Here is a 16425-nt window from a genome sequence, read left to right as displayed (position 1 = left end):
ATTCGGTGCGGACCGAATGTCCCCTGTAGCAGCAATTGCCGCAGTGGCGACAACCCCTTACCGAATTCTGGTGTGGCTTCTTAGTCACCCAGGGCCTTCTTTCGTTTGAGGCCCGTTTGAAGAATGAGGTATTGGTATGTGCGAACGTAATGGACAAGCTTTTGCAGCCCTGCAAGCTGCGCAAACTCTCTCTCCCACAGCACGCCGCGGCTTCTTGAAGTCGCTCTCTGCAGGCGCGGCCATGGTGGTTTTGCCCATGGGCATGGCGGCAGCCTTAGGTGCAGCGCCGGCACGCGCGGCAGGACGCACCACCATCAAGGCTACGCACGGCGCGGGCCTCTGCAACCTGGGCATCTTCATCGCCAAGCAGCGCCAACTGGCGAAGGGCGATGGGGTGGATCTAGAGTTTGTGGTCACGCCCACCAACACCGACATCGTCACGCTGTTTGGTGTGGGTGCGGTCGACATGTCGATGATTCCGTACTCCAACTTTCTGTCGCTCTACGACGCTGGCGCACCTGTGCGTGTGGTGGCGGGCGGTGGTGTCAACGGCTGCTTGATCGTGGCGCGCGACGGCATTAAAAGTGCGGTCGACATGAAGGGCAAGACGTTGGGTACCTTCCAAGCGGACACACTGGAAGTGTTACCTTATGACTGGCTGAAGAAGGCGGGTTTGAGCTTCAAAGACGTGCAGATCCGCTACTTCAACACCTCGCCCGAAATGGCGCAGGCTTTCATCGGCGGCGCTGTGGATGCGATCTGCGCCGTAGAACCCTACGCCACGCAAACCGTGGCCGCGCGCAAGGGGGCGAGTGTGTTGAGCGACGGCACCGACTTGTATGGCCCGCAATACGCCGACTGCGTGTTGGCCGTGCGCACACCGCTGCTGGAGAAACAACCCGAGGTGGTGCGCGCCGTGATCAAGGCGTTGCTCACCGCGCAACAGCAGATCGAGACCGACCGCGCAGGCGCGTTGAAAGAAACCGTGGGCACCTATTACAAAACCACGTTGGAGGCCGCCACGCTGGCCTCGCAACGCCAGCCGGTGATGATCGACCAGCGTAACCAAACCCAGTTCATTCTGGAGCGCGCCAAGTCGATGAAGGAAATGGGCTATCTGAAGAAGTTGCCCGACGCCAAGATGTTCGACTGGGGCCCGCTGGAGAAGGTGATTGCCGAGAACCAGGCCATGTTTACCGGCCTGAAGCTCAAGTCGGCCTGAGTTGGCAACGCTGTTTGAAAGGTGAACAAACCATGTCTGCTGCTCAACTGGCAACCGAGGGAGGGCGCGTGGGCGCCGCCTCGGCCAAGCTCCCTTCAAAACCACCTTCTGCCAACGGACCACGCGTGTTGAAAACCCTGCGCCGCCAAGCGGTGGCCGCGCTGTGGGCGCTGGCCTCCATCGGCTCCATCATCGGCCTGTGGGAGCTGGCCGCCGCTCTGGGCTGGGCCGACCCACTGCTCATGCCCGCACCCCACGTCTTCCTCGGCAACTGGAGCGAGCAACTGCACTTCTTCGACATGGCCAACACTATTGGCTCCAGTGGCGAAGGGGGCAGTTGGGTGGGCGTGCTCAGCGTGGTGCTGTGGACGTCGATGCGTGTGTTCGTTGGCCTGCTGCTTGGCTTTGTGCTGAGCCTGGCGGTGGGCGTGCTCATCCGTTACAACGCGGTGTTTGGCAAGCTCACGTTGCCAGCGGTGACTATGTTTGCGCCGATCTCGCCGGTGGCCTGGTTGCCGGTGGCCGTGTTCATGTTTGGCATTGGCGACAAGCCGGCCATCTTCATGGTGTTCATCGCCATTTTCTTTGTGATGGTAATCGCCACACTGGCGCAGATCGACGAAGTGCCCAAGGCTTATATCCACGTGGCGCGCATCATGGGCGCGAGCAAACGCCAGGTGTTTCGCACGGTGATCTTGCCGGCCATTCTGCCGGGGCTGTTTGTCACGCTGCGCATCAACCTGTTTGCCGCGTGGATGGTGGTGCTCATCGCCGAGGCTGCAGGTGTGGGCAGCGGCCTGGGGCAAATTGTGATGATGGCGCGCAACACCTTCAACGCCAGCCTGGTGTTCTTCACCATGACGCTGATTGGCCTGAGCGGCTTTTTGTTTGACCAGGCCCTGCGGCTGATCCAGCAACGCATGTTGTGGTGGATCGATGCCGACAAGGCGAACGAAAGATAAGCATGGATATCAATAACAATCTGCCCGCGATCGAATGCCGCGACGTCGGTAAGACCTGGAACACCGACAGCGCCAAACCCTTCGTCGCCCTGCAAGACATCAACTTCGAAGTGCAGGCCGGCGAATTTGTGGTGCTGCTTGGCCCCTCGGGCTGCGGCAAAAGCACCTTGCTGTATTTGCTGGCCGGATTGGAGCAGGCCACGCAGGGCACGCTGTTGAGCTTTGGTGAGCCCATCACCGGCACCAGCCCGCAGCGCGGCATGATTTTTCAAGAGGCGGCGCTGTTCCCGTGGCTCAACATTCGCGACAACGTGGCTTATGGCTTGCAGTTGCAGGGCGTACCGAAGGTCGAGCGTGAACAGCGCGCCATGGAACTGTTGGCGCGTGTGGGCTTGAACGGCTTTGCGCTCAAGCGGCCGAGCGAGTTGTCGGGCGGCATGCGCCAGCGCGCCGCCATGGCGCGTGCGCTGGCGCTGCAACCCAAGGTGCTGATGATGGACGAGCCCTTTGCCGCGCTCGACATCCAAACCCGCGCCAAGATGCAGAACTACCTGCTCGACCTATGGCAACAAAGCGGCGCATCAATGCTGTTGGTCACACACTCCATCGAAGAGGCCATTGGCCTGGCCGACCGTATCGTGGTGTTCACCGCTCGCCCTGGCCGCATCAAGACCATCGTGCCGGTGAAGCTGGACCGCCCGCGCAACCCGCGCGACCCCGCTTTTCACGCGCTACACGACCAGTTGGCCGAACTGCTGGCCGACGAGGTAGACCGCGCATTTGCAGAACAAGAAGCAGCAGGAGCCACAGCCGTATGACCGTAGAAAAAACATTGCTGATCCGCAACGCTCGCGTGTTGAGCCTGGACGACCAAAACCGCGAGTGGCCGCGTGCCGACATCTTGGTGCAAGACGGCCGCATCACCGCCATTGGCCCAAATATTGGCGAGAACCTGCCGTTGCCCGCAGGCGAGGTGCGCACCATCGACGCGGCTGGGCAACTGGCCATGCCCGGCCTGGTGAATGCGCACTTCCATTCGCCGGGCAATTTCTTGAAGGGCCAGCTCGACGGCTACCCGCTAGAGATCTTCATGCTCTACGAAGTGCCGCCGCTGGCGCAGCAGGGCGACAGCTACCGCTTCGCCTACTTGCGCACGCTGATGGGCGCGCTGGAGATGCTGGAGCGCGGCATCACCACCGTGCACGACGACGCCTACCACGTGCCCGTGGCCACGCCCGAGAGCATTGACGCGGTGATGCAGGCCTATGCGGATGCGGGCATTCGCGCCACGGTGGCCATCGACCAGCCCAACATCGTGGAGTACGACAAGTTCCCGTTTTTGAAGGACTTGCTCACGCCCACGCTGCGCCGCGAGATGGAAGCCGCGCCGCGCCAGACCGGTGAGGAGCTGCTGGCGCTGTATGGCCATTTGATTGAACGCTGGCATCACAGCCACGATGGCAGGCTGGCGGCGGCCATGTCGTGCTCGGCGCCGCAGCGCGTGACGGACGATTACTTCCTCGGCTTGGCCGAGTTGAGCCGCGCACACGATTTGCCGTTCAACATCCACGTGCTGGAAACCAAGCTGCAGCGTGCCACCGGACGCGAGCGTTTTGGCAAGTCGCTGCTGCGCCATGTGCACGATCTGGGCATCCTGGATGAGCGCAGCCAAATCATCCACGCCATCTGGATTGATGATGCCGACATCCAACTGCTGGCCGATGCCGATGCGGTGGTGGCGCACAACCCCGTGTGCAACCTGCGCCTGGGCAGTGGCGTGATGCCGTTTCGTGCGCTGCGCGACGCGGGCGTGACTGTGGCGATTGGCACTGATGAACTCTGTACCGACGACACCGCCAACGTGTGGCAAGCTGGCAAGATGGCCGGCCTGGTGCACAACCTCAGCACACCGGATTACGATCGCTGGCCGCGCCACGGCGAAGTGCTGCGCGCCATGACACGCGGCGGTGCGCGCGCCATTCGCCGTGAGAAAGACTTGGGTCAACTGAGCGTGGGCGCCGTGGCCGACATCATCTTGCTCGACCTCGACACCTGGGCCTTCACGCCGTTCAACAACATCGAGCGGCAACTGGTCTACAGCGAAGACGGCCGCTCGGTGCGCACCACCATTGTGGGCGGCGAGGTGGTGATGGAAAACGGCCAACACACGCGCATCGACACCCGCGCCATCCGCGCGGAGATCCGCGAGATGGCGCAGGCCATCTCAGGCCAAATGGAAGAGAGCCACGCCGCCGCGCTGCGCATGCTGCCGTACTACCGCGCCATGTACGACCGCGCGCATGCCGAGCCGAGTGGCTTGGTGCGGCGCCTGGTGGCGGGGGACTGAACAGCCCTCACCGCAGGGCCATTCAGCTTTGGCGCTTTTAGTAGTCCAGCGTGTAGCTCAACGACAAGGTGCGGCCACGGCCTTTGAAGTCGAGCACGTTGGAGGCGATGGAGCCGGCATAGGCCAGCTTGGCCATCTCGCTCCAGCGCGTGGCGTAGGTCTTGTCGAACACGTTCTGAATGCCAAAACTCAGCGTGCCGCGCACGCCCGCGCTGTACTGCGTTTGGTAATGGCCCAGCAGGTCCACCAGGGTTTGGCTTGGCAGTGTTTCAGACCCGGCAGCGGTGCCGAAGCTGAGTACATCGCTGTTGAGCTGCAGGCTGTGTGACACCTGCAATTGCAGCGCCAGCGCCTGGTTGGCTTGCCAGCGCGCAAAGGCGGTGAGCTTGGAGGGGCTGGCGTAGTAGATGCCGCGCTTGACCCAATCGCCGTTGCGCTTTTCTTCGGTGCGCATCAGCAGCAGGTTCACGCCGCCGCTCCATTGGCTGTTGACGTCCAGGCTGACCTGGCCTTCCAGGCCATAGTTGCGCACACCGGCATCGGCCAACTGAATGCTCAGGTCGGTGCGGTTCACTTCTACCGACTTGTCCGACTGCGAATAGAACAGCGCGGTTTGCGCGCGCACCGGGCCTTGGCTCTTGCGCCAACCCAGTTCGGTGGAGCGGGTTTTGATGGCGGCCATGCTGGTGTCGGCCACCGAGATGTAGCGGTTCAGCTTGAAGTAGCCGTTGCGCCCGCCCACCAAGGAATAGGTGGCGTTGGCACCGTAGTACTTGGCCGGATCAGCGAGTTCAAAACCTTCGGAGTAGTTGGCGTAGACCTGTTGCGTGGGCGTGGCTTTCCACACCACACCGGCGTTGTACAGCGTCACGCCGTAGTGGTTGCTGCCGCCGGGAATGGCTTCAGCCGATTGGCCTATGCCCACCGACACCAGGCGCTGCTGGGCGATCTGCACGAACGGGTCGACCGTGATGCCCACGCGCTGGTGGCGCACGCCACCGCTGAAGCTCAGCGTGTCGCTGGCGCGCCAGTCGCCTTGCAAATAGCCAGACCAGATGTTGGTCTCGAAGCTGGGGTAGCGGCCGAGTTCGGACTCGCGCTGGAAGGTCAGCCCGCCGCTGTTGAGCGCCGTGGTCATGTTGAACATGGTCTGCTGCGCGTCGAAGGCTTCGTGGTCATAGTCCACGCCGTAGGTCAGGCCAAAGTTGCCCCACTTCTTGTTCAACGCCGACTTCAGTCCCCAGGTGTCGGTGGACTGGGTGGAGGTGCTCCAGTACGGCACCGCCGCGCCACCCAGCGGGTTGGCCGTGGTGCCGGGGAAGGGGTAGAACTGCAGCTTCTCGCTGCGCACAAAACCTTTGAGGTAGAAGTCCTGGCCACCCGGGGCCTCGGGCAGGTGGTAGTTGAACGACAGCAGGCGCCGCTCGGTCGCGGGGCTCACGTCGGAGCTGAAGCCGCTGCGCACATCCAGCGCGCTCGGTTTGAGGATGTTGTTGCCCGCGCCGGCTTGCATCCACAGCGCCTCGCCGGGTTTGTATTCGGAGTTGTATAACTGGCCCAGCAGCGAGAGCGTGCCGCCACGGCCGAAGTTGGCGTCCAGCGTGCCCATCAAATCGACGGACTGGTTGTATTGCAGGTCGGTCTGGGTGATGTCGGGCAGCACCTTTGCGCCGTCGCCATCGCGCGAGCCGCCGGTCTTGCCGGCCGCCAGCGACAGGCGGCCAAACAGCCGGTCGTTGCCGCCTTCCACCGACTGCGCAATGGCCTTGTCCATGTCGCCGTCGCCATGGAAGCCCGAGCGCATGCCCACTTGCGAGGTGAAGCGCGGGCCGCCGGTGCTGCCTTTCTTGGTGATGATGTTGATGATGCCGCCGGTGGCGTTGCCGCCGTAGACCGCCGTGGCGCCGGAGAGCACTTCAATGCGTTCGATGTTGAACGGATCGATGGAGTCGAACTGGCGGCTCAACACGCGCGAACCATTGAGCGACACGCCATCGATCATCACCTGCGCTGCGCGGCCGCGCAGGTTCTGGCCGAAGTTGGTGCGCATCTGTCCGCCCAGGTCGAGGCCGGGCACCAGCAGGCCGAGCATTTCTTTCAGCGGCACACCCGCGCGCGACTGGGTCTCGATTTCTGCGCTGTCGATGATCCACACGGTGTTGGGAATTTCATCGATGGAGCGCGGCGCACGCGAGGCCACCACGGCCACGCTGGTCAGCGAGGGCGCGGTTTCGGTGGTGGTGCCAAAACCGGCACCTGCGGCAGTGGCCGCTCGGGCCTCTATCAATGCGCTGTCCGTGCCGGTGCGGTGGTAGGCCAGGTCGGTGCCGGCCAGCAGGCGCTCGAGTGCCGCCCAGCGGTCCAGGTGGCCGCTGATGGCCGGGGCTTGGCGGCCGGCGACGAGTTGCGGTGCAAAGGCCAGTTGCAAACCGGTTTGCCGGCCAAGTGCCAGCAAGGCGGCCTGCAGTGGCTGGGCCGGCAGGTCGATCTGCACTGTGTGAGGGGCGTTGTCAGTTGCGGTCTGGGCTTGTGCGGGCAGGGTGGCCGAGAGTGCTGCGACGGCAGCCAGGGTTGCGGCCAGGATGGCCGAAGGGCGGAACAAGGGACGAGCGTAGGAATGGGTGTTGGAACGGGCGAGAGGGGCAGGGCGCAAGGGTTTTCTCCGGAAAGTAAGTGTCAATACCGTCCAGACGCTTCTCGACCCTTTGCACCTCAGCTGTTTTCTGAAAAAGTTACAAATTAATTTTCAAGGACTGGTAGCGAGCCGCACCACCGTCACGCCCGGCAGCCGTGTGCCGCGCAGGCCGGCCGCCTGCAGCAGCAAGGCCAGCGCGGCGTCGGGGTCGTGTGCGTCCACCACGGCCGAGATGCGTTGATGGCCTGTGTCGCCCAGCCAGATCATGCGTGGGGCGCCCCATCGCTGCAGTTGTGCGGCGGCAGCGGCCACGGGCACATCGTCAAAGCTGAGCTGGGCGTTCATCCAGCCATCCAGCGCGTCGGCAGCGGGCGCTGCGCCCACGGCCAGCCCATTGGGTGTGGCGCTGGCGAGTTGATGGGCTTCCAACACACTAGAGGCCGGTGCCGCAGGACTGCCGCAACGCGCGCACTCCACCGCCACGCGGCTTTCGAGCACCGTAACTTCCACTTGCTCGGGGCGTGTGGCGTCCACTTCAAACACCGTGCCGAGTGCGGTGGCCACCGTGCCGGCGGCGTGCACAGCGAACGGGCGTGTGGTGTCGTGCGCCACGCTGAAGCGCGCATGGCCGTACAACAGGCGCAGATCGCGGCGCTCGGCACTGAACTCCAGCGCGATGGCGCTGCCCGCGTCGAGGATGACGGTGCTGCCGTCTGGCAGCGTTTGGCTGCGCACTTCGGCGGTGGCGGTGTACAGGTCGGCGCGCCAGCGGTCTACAAGCTGCGCCAGCCCGAGGCCGTAGCCTGCGCTGGGCACGGCAACCCACGCCGCCACCAAGGCCAGCGCTGTGGCGGCCAAGGTGCTGGCCATGCGCCGCCGGGTGCGGCGTTGGGCTTTTTGTTGTGCCGAGTTGGCGCGCAGGGCAGGGCCGTCCACCTGGTCGAGCTGGCCCCACAACGCAGCCATTTCGTCAAACAAACGGGCGTTGGCCGCCTGGGCGTACCACGCGGTGAATTCGGGCCATTGGTTGTCGGCAGGCAAACGCCCGCCGGTGCGCACGACCCATTTGGAGGCCGTCTGTTCGCGTGTGGCTGGTGTCATGGCGTTGTCTCTTCTTGGTCTGCCACCCAGGCATCGGGGGTGTTGTGGGCGGCGGCGAGCATGGCCTGTCGGCAAGCCAGCAGCACCCGCATCATGTGTTTTTCTACCGCGCTGGCAGAGATGCCTTGCATCTGCGCGATGGTGGCGTAGCCGTGACCCTCGATCTTGTGCAGCAAGAAAATTTCTTGCGTGCGCAGGGGCAGGGCCATGATGGCGTCGTTCAGCCGTTGAATGGTTTGCCGCAGGGCGGCCACGTCAGAAGTGTCGGCGGCCATGTCGCCCGAATTCGCTGTGCAGCCTGCCCTGACGTGCGGCGTGCCGGTGGTGGTCGATGGCGATGCGTTCGGCCACGCGAAACACGTAGGCCTTGACGTTTTCCAGCACGCCGGTCTTGACTGGTGCGGGCGTGGTCTGGGCCAGCCGCACCCAGGTTTCCTGCGCGCAGTCGCGCGCCTGGTCGCGCGAACCGGTGCGGGCGGAGAGGAAGTCGAGTAACTCGGCGTAATGGTCGACCACTGCTTGCAGCGTGGCGTTCTGGCGCATGAAGGGACGGAAAAGTTGGGTAAATTTAAATGAGATTTGTTCTCATTCTAGTAAGTGAGCCGAAGCCCCGGTTTTTCTGCCAGGATTTGTGCGCACAACTGGGCGCATTTGCAGGGAAACGACACCATTTGCCCTTGACGTTTGGGCAGTAATTCGACGCAAACACGGGGTTTGCCCGTATCCCTTATCATTGGACCAAGGCCGGAGCCGTTCCGGCCTTTTTTCATTTATGAGCCCCAATCCAACAGAATCCTTCGTCGAACTTCAACATGTGTCCTTCGGGTATGGCGCCCGTTTGATCCTGGACGATGTCTCGTTGACCGTGCCGCGTGGCAAGGTTACGGCGGTGATGGGGGCATCCGGTGGCGGCAAAACCACCTTGTTGCGCCTAATCGGCGGGCAAGTGGCACCTATCAGCGGCGAAGTGTTGTTCGACGGCCAGCCTCTTCGAAGCAAAGATGCCGCGGCGCTTTTCGCCGCACGCCGGCGCATGGGCATGTTGTTCCAGTTTGGCGCCTTGTTCACCGACATGACGGTGTTCGACAACGTCGCCTTTCCGCTGCGCGAACACACCGATTTGTCTGAAGTGCTGATCCGCGACATCGTGCTGATGAAGCTGGAGGCCGTGGGCCTGCGTGGCGCGCGCGACCTGATGCCAAGCGAGGTGTCCGGCGGCATGGCACGCCGTGTGGCTTTGGCCCGCGCCATCGCGCTCGACCCGGCTCTGGTGATGTACGACGAACCGTTTGCCGGCCTCGACCCCATCTCGTTGGGCACCGCCGCGCGTTTGATCCGCAGCCTGAACGACACAATGGGCCTGACCAGCATTGTCGTCTCGCACGATCTGGATGAGACCTTTCGCATTGCCGACCACGTGATCGTGCTGGCCAACGGCCACATCGTGGCCCAGGGTACGCCGGATGACGTGCGCCACAGCGACGACCCGCTGGTGCACCAGTTTGTCAACGCGCTGCCCGATGGGCCGGTGCATTTCCATTACCCGGCTGTCAGCGTGTCTGACGACTTCGGCGCAGGGCTACGGCCCGCGCCATCGAAAACAGCAGAAGGGCGCAAACCATGAGCTGGCTCAGCCCCTCCGCCATCGGCTACGCCGTGCGTTGCAAGTTGGCCGATATCGGCCAGGCGACGCGATTGTTCCTGCGCTTGTTTGCGCTGGTGGGGCCCACCCTGCGGCGCTTTGGACTGGTGCGCGACCAGATCCATTTCCTGGGCAACTTCTCGCTCGCCATCATCATGGTCTCGGGCCTGTTCGTCGGTTTTGTGCTGGGTTTGCAGGGCTACTACACATTGCAACGTTATGGCTCTGCCGAAGCATTGGGTTTGCTGGTGGCCTTGAGCCTGGTGCGCGAGCTGGGGCCAGTGGTTTCGGCTCTGCTGTTTGCAGGCCGCGCCGGCACGTCGCTGACTGCAGGCATCGGTCTGATGAAAGCGGGCGAGCAATTGAGCGCCATGGAGATGATGGCCGTTGACCCCGTGCAGCGCATTTTGGCGCCGCGTTTTTGGGCCGGCGTGATCACCTTGCCCTTGCTCTCGGCGCTGTTCAGCGCCGTCGGTGTGATTGGCGGCTGGGTGGTCGGTGTGGTGCTGATCGGTGTGGACAGCGGTGCCTTCTGGAGCCAGATGCAAGGCGGCGTGGACGTGTGGCGAGACGTGGGCAACGGCGTCATCAAAAGCGTGGTGTTTGGTGTGACGGTGACCTTCGTGGCACTGCTGCAAGGTTTTGCCGCCAACCCCACACCCGAAGGTGTGTCGCGCGCCACCACCCGTACGGTGGTGATGGCGTCGCTGGCGGTGTTGGCACTCGACTTTGTGCTCACCGCCATGATGTTCAGCCTTTAAGAACTTCGGCTGAACCGCAAATTAAGAATTAAGGATTCGTCATGCAGCAATCAAAAAATGATGTGTGGGTGGGCTTGTTTGTATTGCTCGGGGTGGCTGCGGTGCTGTTTTTGGCCCTGCAATCGGCCAACCTGTTGTCGCTGAACTTCAAGTCCGGCTACCAGATCACCGCCAAGTTCGACAACATTGGCTCGCTCAAGCCCAAGGCCGCAGTCAAAAGCTCGGGCGTGGTGGTGGGGCGCGTCACGTCCATTAGCTTTGACGACAAAAGTTTTCAAGCCAAAGTTACATTTGATATGGACAAGCAGTATGCTTTCCCTAAAGACAGCTCGCTGAAGATTTTGACCAGTGGGCTGCTGGGCGAACAGTACGTTGGCATTGAAGCCGGCGCAGACGAAAAAATGTTGGCAGCAGGCGACAACATCTCCACCACCCAATCTGCCGTGGTGCTGGAAAACCTGATCAGCCAATTCCTCTATAGCAAAGCGGCAGACGGTCCCGACAACAAAAAGTAATTGGGACTGGATGAGTGCCCGAGCCAAAGAAATATGAAAAAGAGAGCTAGAACCGCAGTATTGATGGGCGCTGTCGCCGTTTTGTTATCCATTTCTGGATGCGCCACGCGACCTGACGCCAACCCCGTTGACCCGTGGGAGCCGATGAACCGCAGCATCTACGGCTTCAACCAGTCAGTGGATGACGCGGTGTTGCGCCCCGTGGCCACGGCCTACGTGAAGCATGTGCCTGAACCCGTGCGCATCGGCACGAGTAACTTCTTCTCGAACATTGCCGAGCCCTGGAATTTCATCAACAACATCTTGCAGGGCCGCATCAAGAACGCCGGCGAGACGGTCACGCGCTTCAGCTTGAACACCGTTTTTGGTGTCTTTGGTTTGGTCGATGTGGCCACCGATGCCGGTATCGAGCGCCATAACGAAGATTTTGGTCAGACGTTGGGCGTATGGGGCGTTCCTCCTGGGCCTTATCTGGTGCTGCCATTGCTCGGGCCCGCGAACATGCGCGATGGTCCTTCGTTGATCGTTGACTATGCCGCAAACCCAGCGCTGCAGTTGGACAGCGTGGCCGCACGCAACAGCCTGGCTGTGTTGCTATTCATTGACCGCCGTGCGCTGTTGCTCAAGACCGGCAATTTGCTGGATGAAGCTGCGCTCGACAAGTACAGCTTCTCTCGCGACGTTTATCTGCAATACCGCCGTGCCGCGATTCTGGACGGCAATGCCAGCGGCAAACCGGCAGTGGACGAAGAGCGTTACGACCTGAATCCATAACCCCCATCCGCAGGGGAACCGTTGTGCCCAGGCGCGCTCCAACATCGCGCAGGGCCAATGCCCACAACTAAAAGGAAAGAACCGATATGAACCGACGACTTTTAGGCCTGCTTTTGGGCCGCGTAGCCGCCTCCATGGCCCTGGCCAGCAGTGCATTGGTGCTGTCTTTGCCAGCGGCTGCTGCCGATGAACCAGCCGACGCGATGATCAAGCGCTTGTCGACCGAAGTGCTGGAAACCATCAAGAGCGACAAAGCCATCCAGGCCGGTGACCTGAGCAAAGTGGTGGCCTTGGTCGACACCAAGATCATGCCCAACGTGAACTTCCAGCGCATGACGGCTTCTGCCGTCGGCCCGGCTTGGCGCAAGGCCACGCCAGAGCAGCAAAAGCGCCTGCAAGACGAGTTCAAGATCCTGCTGGTGCGCACCTACTCTGGCGCGCTGGCACAGGTGAGCGACCAGCAAATTGTGGTCAAGCCTCTGCGCGCTGCACCCGAAGACACCGAAGTCCTGGTGCGCTCGGAAGTGCGCGGCGGTGCCGACCCCATTCAGCTCGACTACCGCCTGGAAAAAACGCCCGGCGAAGGCCTGGGCTGGAAGATCTACAACCTGAACGTGCTGGGCGTGTGGCTGGTGGAAACCTACCGTAGTCAGTTCGCGTCGGAAATCAATGCCAAGGGCATTGACGGCCTGATCGCCTCGCTGCAAACGCGCAACCAAAACAACGCCAAGAAGAGCTGAACGCGATGCTGGTGCTGCCCACAGAGTTGACCCACGCCCAGGCGCAACCGGCCTTGCGCATGCTGCTGCAGGGCTTGCGTTCGCAGCCGCATGGCAGTGTGGTCGTGGATGCGGCGGCACTCAAGCGCTTCGACTCTTCGGCGCTGGCCGTGTTGCTGGAGTGTCGTCGCGTCGCCTTGTCCTTGGGGCGGGCATTTTTTGTGCACCAGGCGCCGGCGCAGTTTCAGGCGCTGGCGCAGCTCTACGGCATTGCCGATTTGCTGCCTGCTGAAGGTTAAGCTGGTTTTCAAACCGTTGAAATTGGTGCTTGGGCAAGCCGGTGCGGCTTGCCCTAAGCTATAGGGCTTTTCTCGCTTTTTGCCCTTTCGGCCCCTGTGCTTCCCAAAACAAAAGGAGACCGCCATGCCTGGACTGCTGCCCCAAATCGACCCTGAAGGCCTGCTCGAATACTCGGTGGTCTACACCGACCGTGCGCTCAACCACATGTCGCAAAGCTTCCAGGGCGTGATGCGCGACATCTCACGCATCTTGAAGACGGTGTACGGCGCCAAGTCTGCGGTGCTGGTGCCCGGCAGTGGCACCTTCGGCATGGAGTCTGTGGCGCGCCAATTTGCCACCGACCAAAAAGTGCTGGTGCTGCGCAATGGCTGGTTCAGCTACCGCTGGACGCAAATTTTCGACATGGGCAAGATTCCCGCCCAGTCCATCGTGCTCAAGGCGCGCCGCCAAGGCGAGAGCAAGCAAGCCCCGTTCGCCCCCGCGCCCATCGAAGAAGTGGTCGCCACCATCGCCGCCGAGCGCCCCGCCGTGGTGTTTGCACCGCACGTCGAAACCGCCAGCGGCATGATCCTGCCCGACGACTACCTGCGTGCCGTGTCCGATGCCGTGCACGCCGTGGGCGGCCTGTTTGTGCTCGACTGCATTGCCTCTGGCGCCATCTGGGTCAACATGGCCGCCACGGGAGTGGATGTGTTGATCAGCGCCCCGCAAAAGGGCTGGAGCGGCTCGCCGTGCTGCGCCATGGTGATGCTCAGCGAACGCGCACGTGAACGCATCGAGCAGACCACCAGCAGCAGCTTCGCCTGCGATTTGCGCAAGTGGTTGCAGATCATGGAAACCTATGAGGGCGGCGGCCATGCCTATCACGCCACCATGCCCACCGACGCGCTGGCGCGCCTGCGCACGGTGATGCAGGAAACCCAGGCGCGTGGCTTCGAGAGCGTGCGCCAACAGCAGCAAGAGCTGGGCGACAAGGTGCGTGCGTTGCTCACCAGCCGTGGCTTCCCCAGTGTGGCGGCGGTGGGCTTCCAGGCGCCGGGTGTGGTGGTGAGTTACACCACCGATCCCGATATCCAGTCGAGCAAGAAATTCCTCGGCCAAGGGCTGCAAACCGCCGCTGGCGTGCCGCTGCAGTGCGACGAAGGGCCCGATTTCCATACCTTCCGGGTCGGCCTGTTCGGGCTGGAAAAGCTCGCCAATGTGGACCGAAGCGTGACCTATCTGGTCGAAGCTTTAGACCGTATCCAGAACACAAAATAACTTGTCATTCGTGTGACCGAGACGCCGGTGTGGTGGCTTTGCCACCGCCGCCGGCAGGCTTCGCCCGCGCACCGTAAAATCTAGGGCTCCCATGCCAGCCATCTCCTTCCAGTCGGTCACCAAGACCTTTGCCGCCCCCAGCGGCAGCAAGAACCCCTCCCTCAAAGCGCTGGATGGGGTGAGTTTCGACATCCAACCCGGCGAATTTTTCGGTTTGCTCGGCCCCAACGGCGCCGGTAAAACCACGCTCATCAGCATTTTGGCGGGGCTGGCGCGTGCCACTTCTGGCCAGGTGTTGGTCAACGGCAAAGACGTGCAAAGCCAATACGCTGAAGCCCGCCGCCAACTCGGCGTGGTGCCGCAAGAGCTGGTGTTCGACCCGTTTTTCAACGTGCGCGAGGCGCTGCGCATCCAGTCCGGCTACTTCGGCATCCGCAACAACGACGCCTGGATCGACGAGTTGCTGGAAAGCCTGGGCCTGGCCGACAAAGCCGGCGCCAACATGCGCCAGCTCTCGGGCGGCATGAAGCGGCGCGTGCTGGTGGCGCAAGCCCTGGTGCACAAGCCGCCGGTCATCGTGCTGGATGAGCCCACTGCTGGTGTTGACGTGGAGCTGCGCCAAACCCTGTGGCACTTCGTCGCCAAGCTGAACAAGCAAGGCCACACGATTTTGCTGACCACGCACTACCTCGAAGAAGCCGAAGCTCTGTGTAACCGCATCGCCATGCTCAAGACCGGCAAGGTGGTGGCGCTGGCCAGCACCAGCGAGCTGCTGAGTTCGGCCACCAGCAACGTGCTGCGTTTCAAGGTGGATGGTGACCTGCCACCGGCCTTAGCCGAACACGCACGTGTGACCGGCCGTGTCGTGCAACTCGCCGCGCATGGCGCGCTCGAGATTGAAAACTACCTGGCCGCCGTGCGCCAAGCCGGCCTGCAGGTGCAAGACGTCGAGATCCGCAAGGCTGATCTCGAAGACGTATTTTTGGAAGTCATGTCCGCCGCACCCGGCCGGGCATGAGTTTGTGATGAGAACCGCATGGAACCCCTGTCTGCCCAAAGCCCTGTCACCGTGCCACCTGTCACTGTGCCAATTGCCGGGAGCCCGAGCATGAGCGGCTGGCAAACCCTGTTCTACAAAGAGGTGCTGCGCTTCTGGAAAGTGGCCGCCCAAACCGTGGCCGCACCCGTGGTCACGGCCGTGTTGTACCTGCTGATCTTTGGCCATGTGCTCGACTCCCATGTGAAGGTCTATGGCAGTATTCCGTACACGGCCTTCCTGGTGCCCGGTCTGGTGATGATGAGCGTGTTGCAAAACGCGTTTGCCAACAGCTCGTCGTCGCTGATCCAGAGCAAGATCATGGGCAGCCTGGTGTTTGTGCTGCTCACGCCGATCTCGCATTGGGGCTGGTTCATTGCTTACGTGGGCTCTTCTGTCGTGCGTGGTGTGTTGGTGGGCGCCGGGGTGTTCATTGCCACGGTCTGGTTCACCGGTGTGAGCTTCGAGGCGCCGCTGTGGGCGCTGGTGTTTGCCATTCTGGGCGCTGCACTCATGGGCACGCTGGGCGTGATCGCCGGTTTGTGGGCCGAGAAGTTCGACCAGATGGCCACGTTCCAAAACTTCTTGATCATGCCGATGACGTTCTTGAGCGGCGTGTTCTATTCCATCCACACGCTGCCGCCGTTTTGGCAGACCGTGAGCCATTTGAATCCGGTGTTCTACATGATTGACGGCTTCCGCTACGGCTTCTTCGGCCAGAGCGATGTGTCGCCCTGGCTGAGCCTGTCCATCGTGGGCGTGGCGCTGCTGGTGGTGTCCAGCATTGCCGTGCACATGCTGCGCACCGGCTACAAAATCCGGAGCTAAAAAGCACCGTAATTCCCATGACCGCTGACCAACTCACCTCCATCATCCGCGCCGGCCTGGCCTGCGACCACCTCGAACTCGAAGGCGACGGCCGCCATTGGTATGCCACCATCGTCTCGGCCGACTTCGAAGGCAAACGCGCCATCCAGCGACACCAACGGGTGTATGCAACGCTTGGTGAGAAAATACGCACGGACGAGGTGCACGCCTTGTCGATGAAAACCTATACCCCAGCCGAGTGGGCGGCACTGCCGCGCTAAATCCACCTTGGCTGGATTTGCTGCCCCGTAGCGCGCTAGCGCCGGGCAGACCTCACGATTTGT

Annotated in this window: 18 protein-coding genes; 14 read left to right on the top strand and 4 right to left on the bottom strand. The window is 62.2% G+C overall.

Going from position 1 to position 16425, the window contains the following annotated elements; genetic code table 11:
• Positions 1-136: 136 nt before the first annotated feature.
• Genes ACPWMG_RS23220 through ACPWMG_RS23205 form a run of 4 tightly spaced genes read left to right on the top strand, consistent with a single transcriptional unit; the run spans position 137 to position 4531 of the window.
• Complete coding sequence (locus ACPWMG_RS23220) at positions 137-1222, top strand: ABC transporter substrate-binding protein (protein WP_483301861.1); 1086 nt, start codon at positions 137-139, stop codon at positions 1220-1222.
• A gap of 32 nt (positions 1223-1254) precedes the next feature.
• Positions 1255-2184, top strand: coding sequence for an ABC transporter permease (locus tag ACPWMG_RS23215; RefSeq protein WP_483301860.1), 930 nt, complete (start codon positions 1255-1257; stop codon positions 2182-2184).
• Between the two features lie 2 nt (positions 2185-2186).
• Positions 2187-3002 (top strand): ABC transporter ATP-binding protein, encoded by an 816-nt coding sequence (locus tag ACPWMG_RS23210; RefSeq protein WP_483301859.1) that lies wholly within the window; start codon positions 2187-2189, stop codon positions 3000-3002.
• A complete protein-coding gene (locus ACPWMG_RS23205) occupies positions 2999-4531 on the top strand; it encodes an amidohydrolase family protein (protein WP_483301858.1) in 1533 nt (510 codons plus the stop codon). The genes ACPWMG_RS23210 and ACPWMG_RS23205 overlap by 4 nt, the downstream gene beginning before the upstream one ends.
• A gap of 37 nt (positions 4532-4568) precedes the next feature.
• On the opposite strand, the gene ACPWMG_RS23200 is transcribed toward ACPWMG_RS23205, so the two are convergent.
• From ACPWMG_RS23200 to ACPWMG_RS23185, 4 genes are all read right to left on the bottom strand, one after another.
• On the bottom strand, positions 4569-7184 hold the full coding sequence (locus ACPWMG_RS23200) for a TonB-dependent receptor (RefSeq protein ID WP_483301857.1): 2616 nt from the start codon (positions 7182-7184) through the stop codon (positions 4569-4571).
• 93 nt (positions 7185-7277) lie between these two features.
• Entirely contained in the window at positions 7278-8267 is a 990-nt protein-coding gene (locus ACPWMG_RS23195; protein WP_483301856.1) for a FecR family protein, read from the bottom strand.
• On the bottom strand, positions 8264-8542 hold the full coding sequence (locus ACPWMG_RS23190) for an RNA polymerase sigma factor (protein WP_483301855.1): 279 nt from the start codon (positions 8540-8542) through the stop codon (positions 8264-8266). Before ACPWMG_RS23190 ends, ACPWMG_RS23195 begins: the two co-directional genes overlap by 4 nt.
• Positions 8523-8810: an RNA polymerase sigma factor gene (locus tag ACPWMG_RS23185; RefSeq protein WP_483301854.1), complete on the bottom strand. Its 288-nt coding sequence runs from the start codon at positions 8808-8810 to the stop codon at positions 8523-8525. The genes ACPWMG_RS23190 and ACPWMG_RS23185 overlap by 20 nt, the downstream gene beginning before the upstream one ends.
• A gap of 229 nt (positions 8811-9039) precedes the next feature.
• On the opposite strand from ACPWMG_RS23185, the gene ACPWMG_RS23180 reads away from it, so the two are divergent.
• The 10 genes from ACPWMG_RS23180 to ACPWMG_RS23135 all read left to right on the top strand — a co-directional run bounded on the left by ACPWMG_RS23180 (position 9040) and on the right by ACPWMG_RS23135 (position 16362).
• Positions 9040-9891, top strand: coding sequence for an ABC transporter ATP-binding protein (locus ACPWMG_RS23180; RefSeq protein WP_483301853.1), 852 nt, complete (start codon positions 9040-9042; stop codon positions 9889-9891).
• Positions 9888-10670, top strand: a complete 783-nt coding sequence (gene mlaE, locus ACPWMG_RS23175) for a lipid asymmetry maintenance ABC transporter permease subunit MlaE (protein ID WP_483301852.1) — start codon at positions 9888-9890, stop codon at positions 10668-10670. The genes ACPWMG_RS23180 and mlaE overlap by 4 nt, the downstream gene beginning before the upstream one ends.
• A 41-nt stretch (positions 10671-10711) precedes the next feature.
• Positions 10712-11185, top strand: a complete 474-nt coding sequence (mlaD, locus tag ACPWMG_RS23170) for an outer membrane lipid asymmetry maintenance protein MlaD (RefSeq protein ID WP_483301851.1) — start codon at positions 10712-10714, stop codon at positions 11183-11185.
• Between the two features lie 144 nt (positions 11186-11329).
• Positions 11330-11959 (top strand): MlaA family lipoprotein, encoded by a 630-nt coding sequence (locus ACPWMG_RS23165; protein ID WP_483301850.1) that lies wholly within the window; start codon positions 11330-11332, stop codon positions 11957-11959.
• Positions 11960-12045: 86 nt separating this feature from the next.
• Entirely contained in the window at positions 12046-12699 is a 654-nt protein-coding gene (locus tag ACPWMG_RS23160) for an MlaC/ttg2D family ABC transporter substrate-binding protein (protein ID WP_483301849.1), read from the top strand.
• 5 nt (positions 12700-12704) lie between these two features.
• A complete protein-coding gene (locus tag ACPWMG_RS23155) occupies positions 12705-12977 on the top strand; it encodes an STAS domain-containing protein (RefSeq protein WP_483301848.1) in 273 nt (90 codons plus the stop codon).
• A 124-nt stretch (positions 12978-13101) separates the two neighbouring features.
• Positions 13102-14238: a pyridoxal-phosphate-dependent aminotransferase family protein gene (locus ACPWMG_RS23150; protein ID WP_483301847.1), complete on the top strand. Its 1137-nt coding sequence runs from the start codon at positions 13102-13104 to the stop codon at positions 14236-14238.
• Positions 14239-14329: 91 nt separating this feature from the next.
• The gene (locus ACPWMG_RS23145) at positions 14330-15256 is read left to right on the top strand and encodes an ABC transporter ATP-binding protein (RefSeq protein ID WP_483301846.1); all 927 of its coding nucleotides are present in this window, start codon (positions 14330-14332) and stop codon (positions 15254-15256) included.
• A gap of 90 nt (positions 15257-15346) precedes the next feature.
• Positions 15347-16102 carry an ABC transporter permease gene (locus ACPWMG_RS23140; protein WP_483305318.1) on the top strand — a complete coding sequence of 252 codons (756 nt, stop codon included), beginning with the start codon at positions 15347-15349 and terminating at the stop codon, positions 16100-16102.
• A 17-nt stretch (positions 16103-16119) separates the two neighbouring features.
• Positions 16120-16362 (top strand): BolA family protein, encoded by a 243-nt coding sequence (locus ACPWMG_RS23135; protein ID WP_483301845.1) that lies wholly within the window; start codon positions 16120-16122, stop codon positions 16360-16362.
• Positions 16363-16425 lie beyond the last annotated feature (63 nt).

Origin of the sequence: Hydrophilobacter chitinilyticus (genome assembly GCF_049860745.1) — a bacterium.
GTDB lineage: Bacteria > Pseudomonadota > Gammaproteobacteria > Burkholderiales > Burkholderiaceae_C > Rhodoferax_B.
Note: the sequence above shows the minus strand (reverse complement) of the source record. Positions and strands in the feature narration are given on the sequence as shown.

Excerpts from the sequence above, each read along its gene's own strand:
- ACPWMG_RS23220 (WP_483301861.1), top strand. The coding sequence starts at position 137 with ATGTGCGAACGTAATGGACAAGCTTTTGCAGCCCTGCAAGCTGCGCAA.
- ACPWMG_RS23215 (WP_483301860.1), top strand. The coding sequence starts at position 1,255 with ATGTCTGCTGCTCAACTGGCAACCGAGGGAGGGCGCGTGGGCGCCGCC.
- ACPWMG_RS23210 (WP_483301859.1), top strand. The coding sequence starts at position 2,187 with ATGGATATCAATAACAATCTGCCCGCGATCGAATGCCGCGACGTCGGT.
- ACPWMG_RS23205 (WP_483301858.1), top strand. The coding sequence starts at position 2,999 with ATGACCGTAGAAAAAACATTGCTGATCCGCAACGCTCGCGTGTTGAGC.
- ACPWMG_RS23195 (WP_483301856.1), bottom strand. The coding sequence starts at position 8,267 with ATGACACCAGCCACACGCGAACAGACGGCCTCCAAATGGGTCGTGCGC.
- ACPWMG_RS23190 (WP_483301855.1), bottom strand. The coding sequence starts at position 8,542 with ATGGCCGCCGACACTTCTGACGTGGCCGCCCTGCGGCAAACCATTCAA.
- ACPWMG_RS23185 (WP_483301854.1), bottom strand. The coding sequence starts at position 8,810 with ATGCGCCAGAACGCCACGCTGCAAGCAGTGGTCGACCATTACGCCGAG.
- ACPWMG_RS23180 (WP_483301853.1), top strand. The coding sequence starts at position 9,040 with ATGAGCCCCAATCCAACAGAATCCTTCGTCGAACTTCAACATGTGTCC.
- mlaE (WP_483301852.1), top strand. The coding sequence starts at position 9,888 with ATGAGCTGGCTCAGCCCCTCCGCCATCGGCTACGCCGTGCGTTGCAAG.
- mlaD (WP_483301851.1), top strand. The coding sequence starts at position 10,712 with ATGCAGCAATCAAAAAATGATGTGTGGGTGGGCTTGTTTGTATTGCTC.
- ACPWMG_RS23165 (WP_483301850.1), top strand. The coding sequence starts at position 11,330 with ATGAACCGCAGCATCTACGGCTTCAACCAGTCAGTGGATGACGCGGTG.
- ACPWMG_RS23160 (WP_483301849.1), top strand. The coding sequence starts at position 12,046 with ATGAACCGACGACTTTTAGGCCTGCTTTTGGGCCGCGTAGCCGCCTCC.
- ACPWMG_RS23155 (WP_483301848.1), top strand. The coding sequence starts at position 12,705 with ATGCTGGTGCTGCCCACAGAGTTGACCCACGCCCAGGCGCAACCGGCC.
- ACPWMG_RS23150 (WP_483301847.1), top strand. The coding sequence starts at position 13,102 with ATGCCTGGACTGCTGCCCCAAATCGACCCTGAAGGCCTGCTCGAATAC.
- ACPWMG_RS23145 (WP_483301846.1), top strand. The coding sequence starts at position 14,330 with ATGCCAGCCATCTCCTTCCAGTCGGTCACCAAGACCTTTGCCGCCCCC.
- ACPWMG_RS23140 (WP_483305318.1), top strand. The coding sequence starts at position 15,347 with ATGAGCGGCTGGCAAACCCTGTTCTACAAAGAGGTGCTGCGCTTCTGG.
- ACPWMG_RS23135 (WP_483301845.1), top strand. The coding sequence starts at position 16,120 with ATGACCGCTGACCAACTCACCTCCATCATCCGCGCCGGCCTGGCCTGC.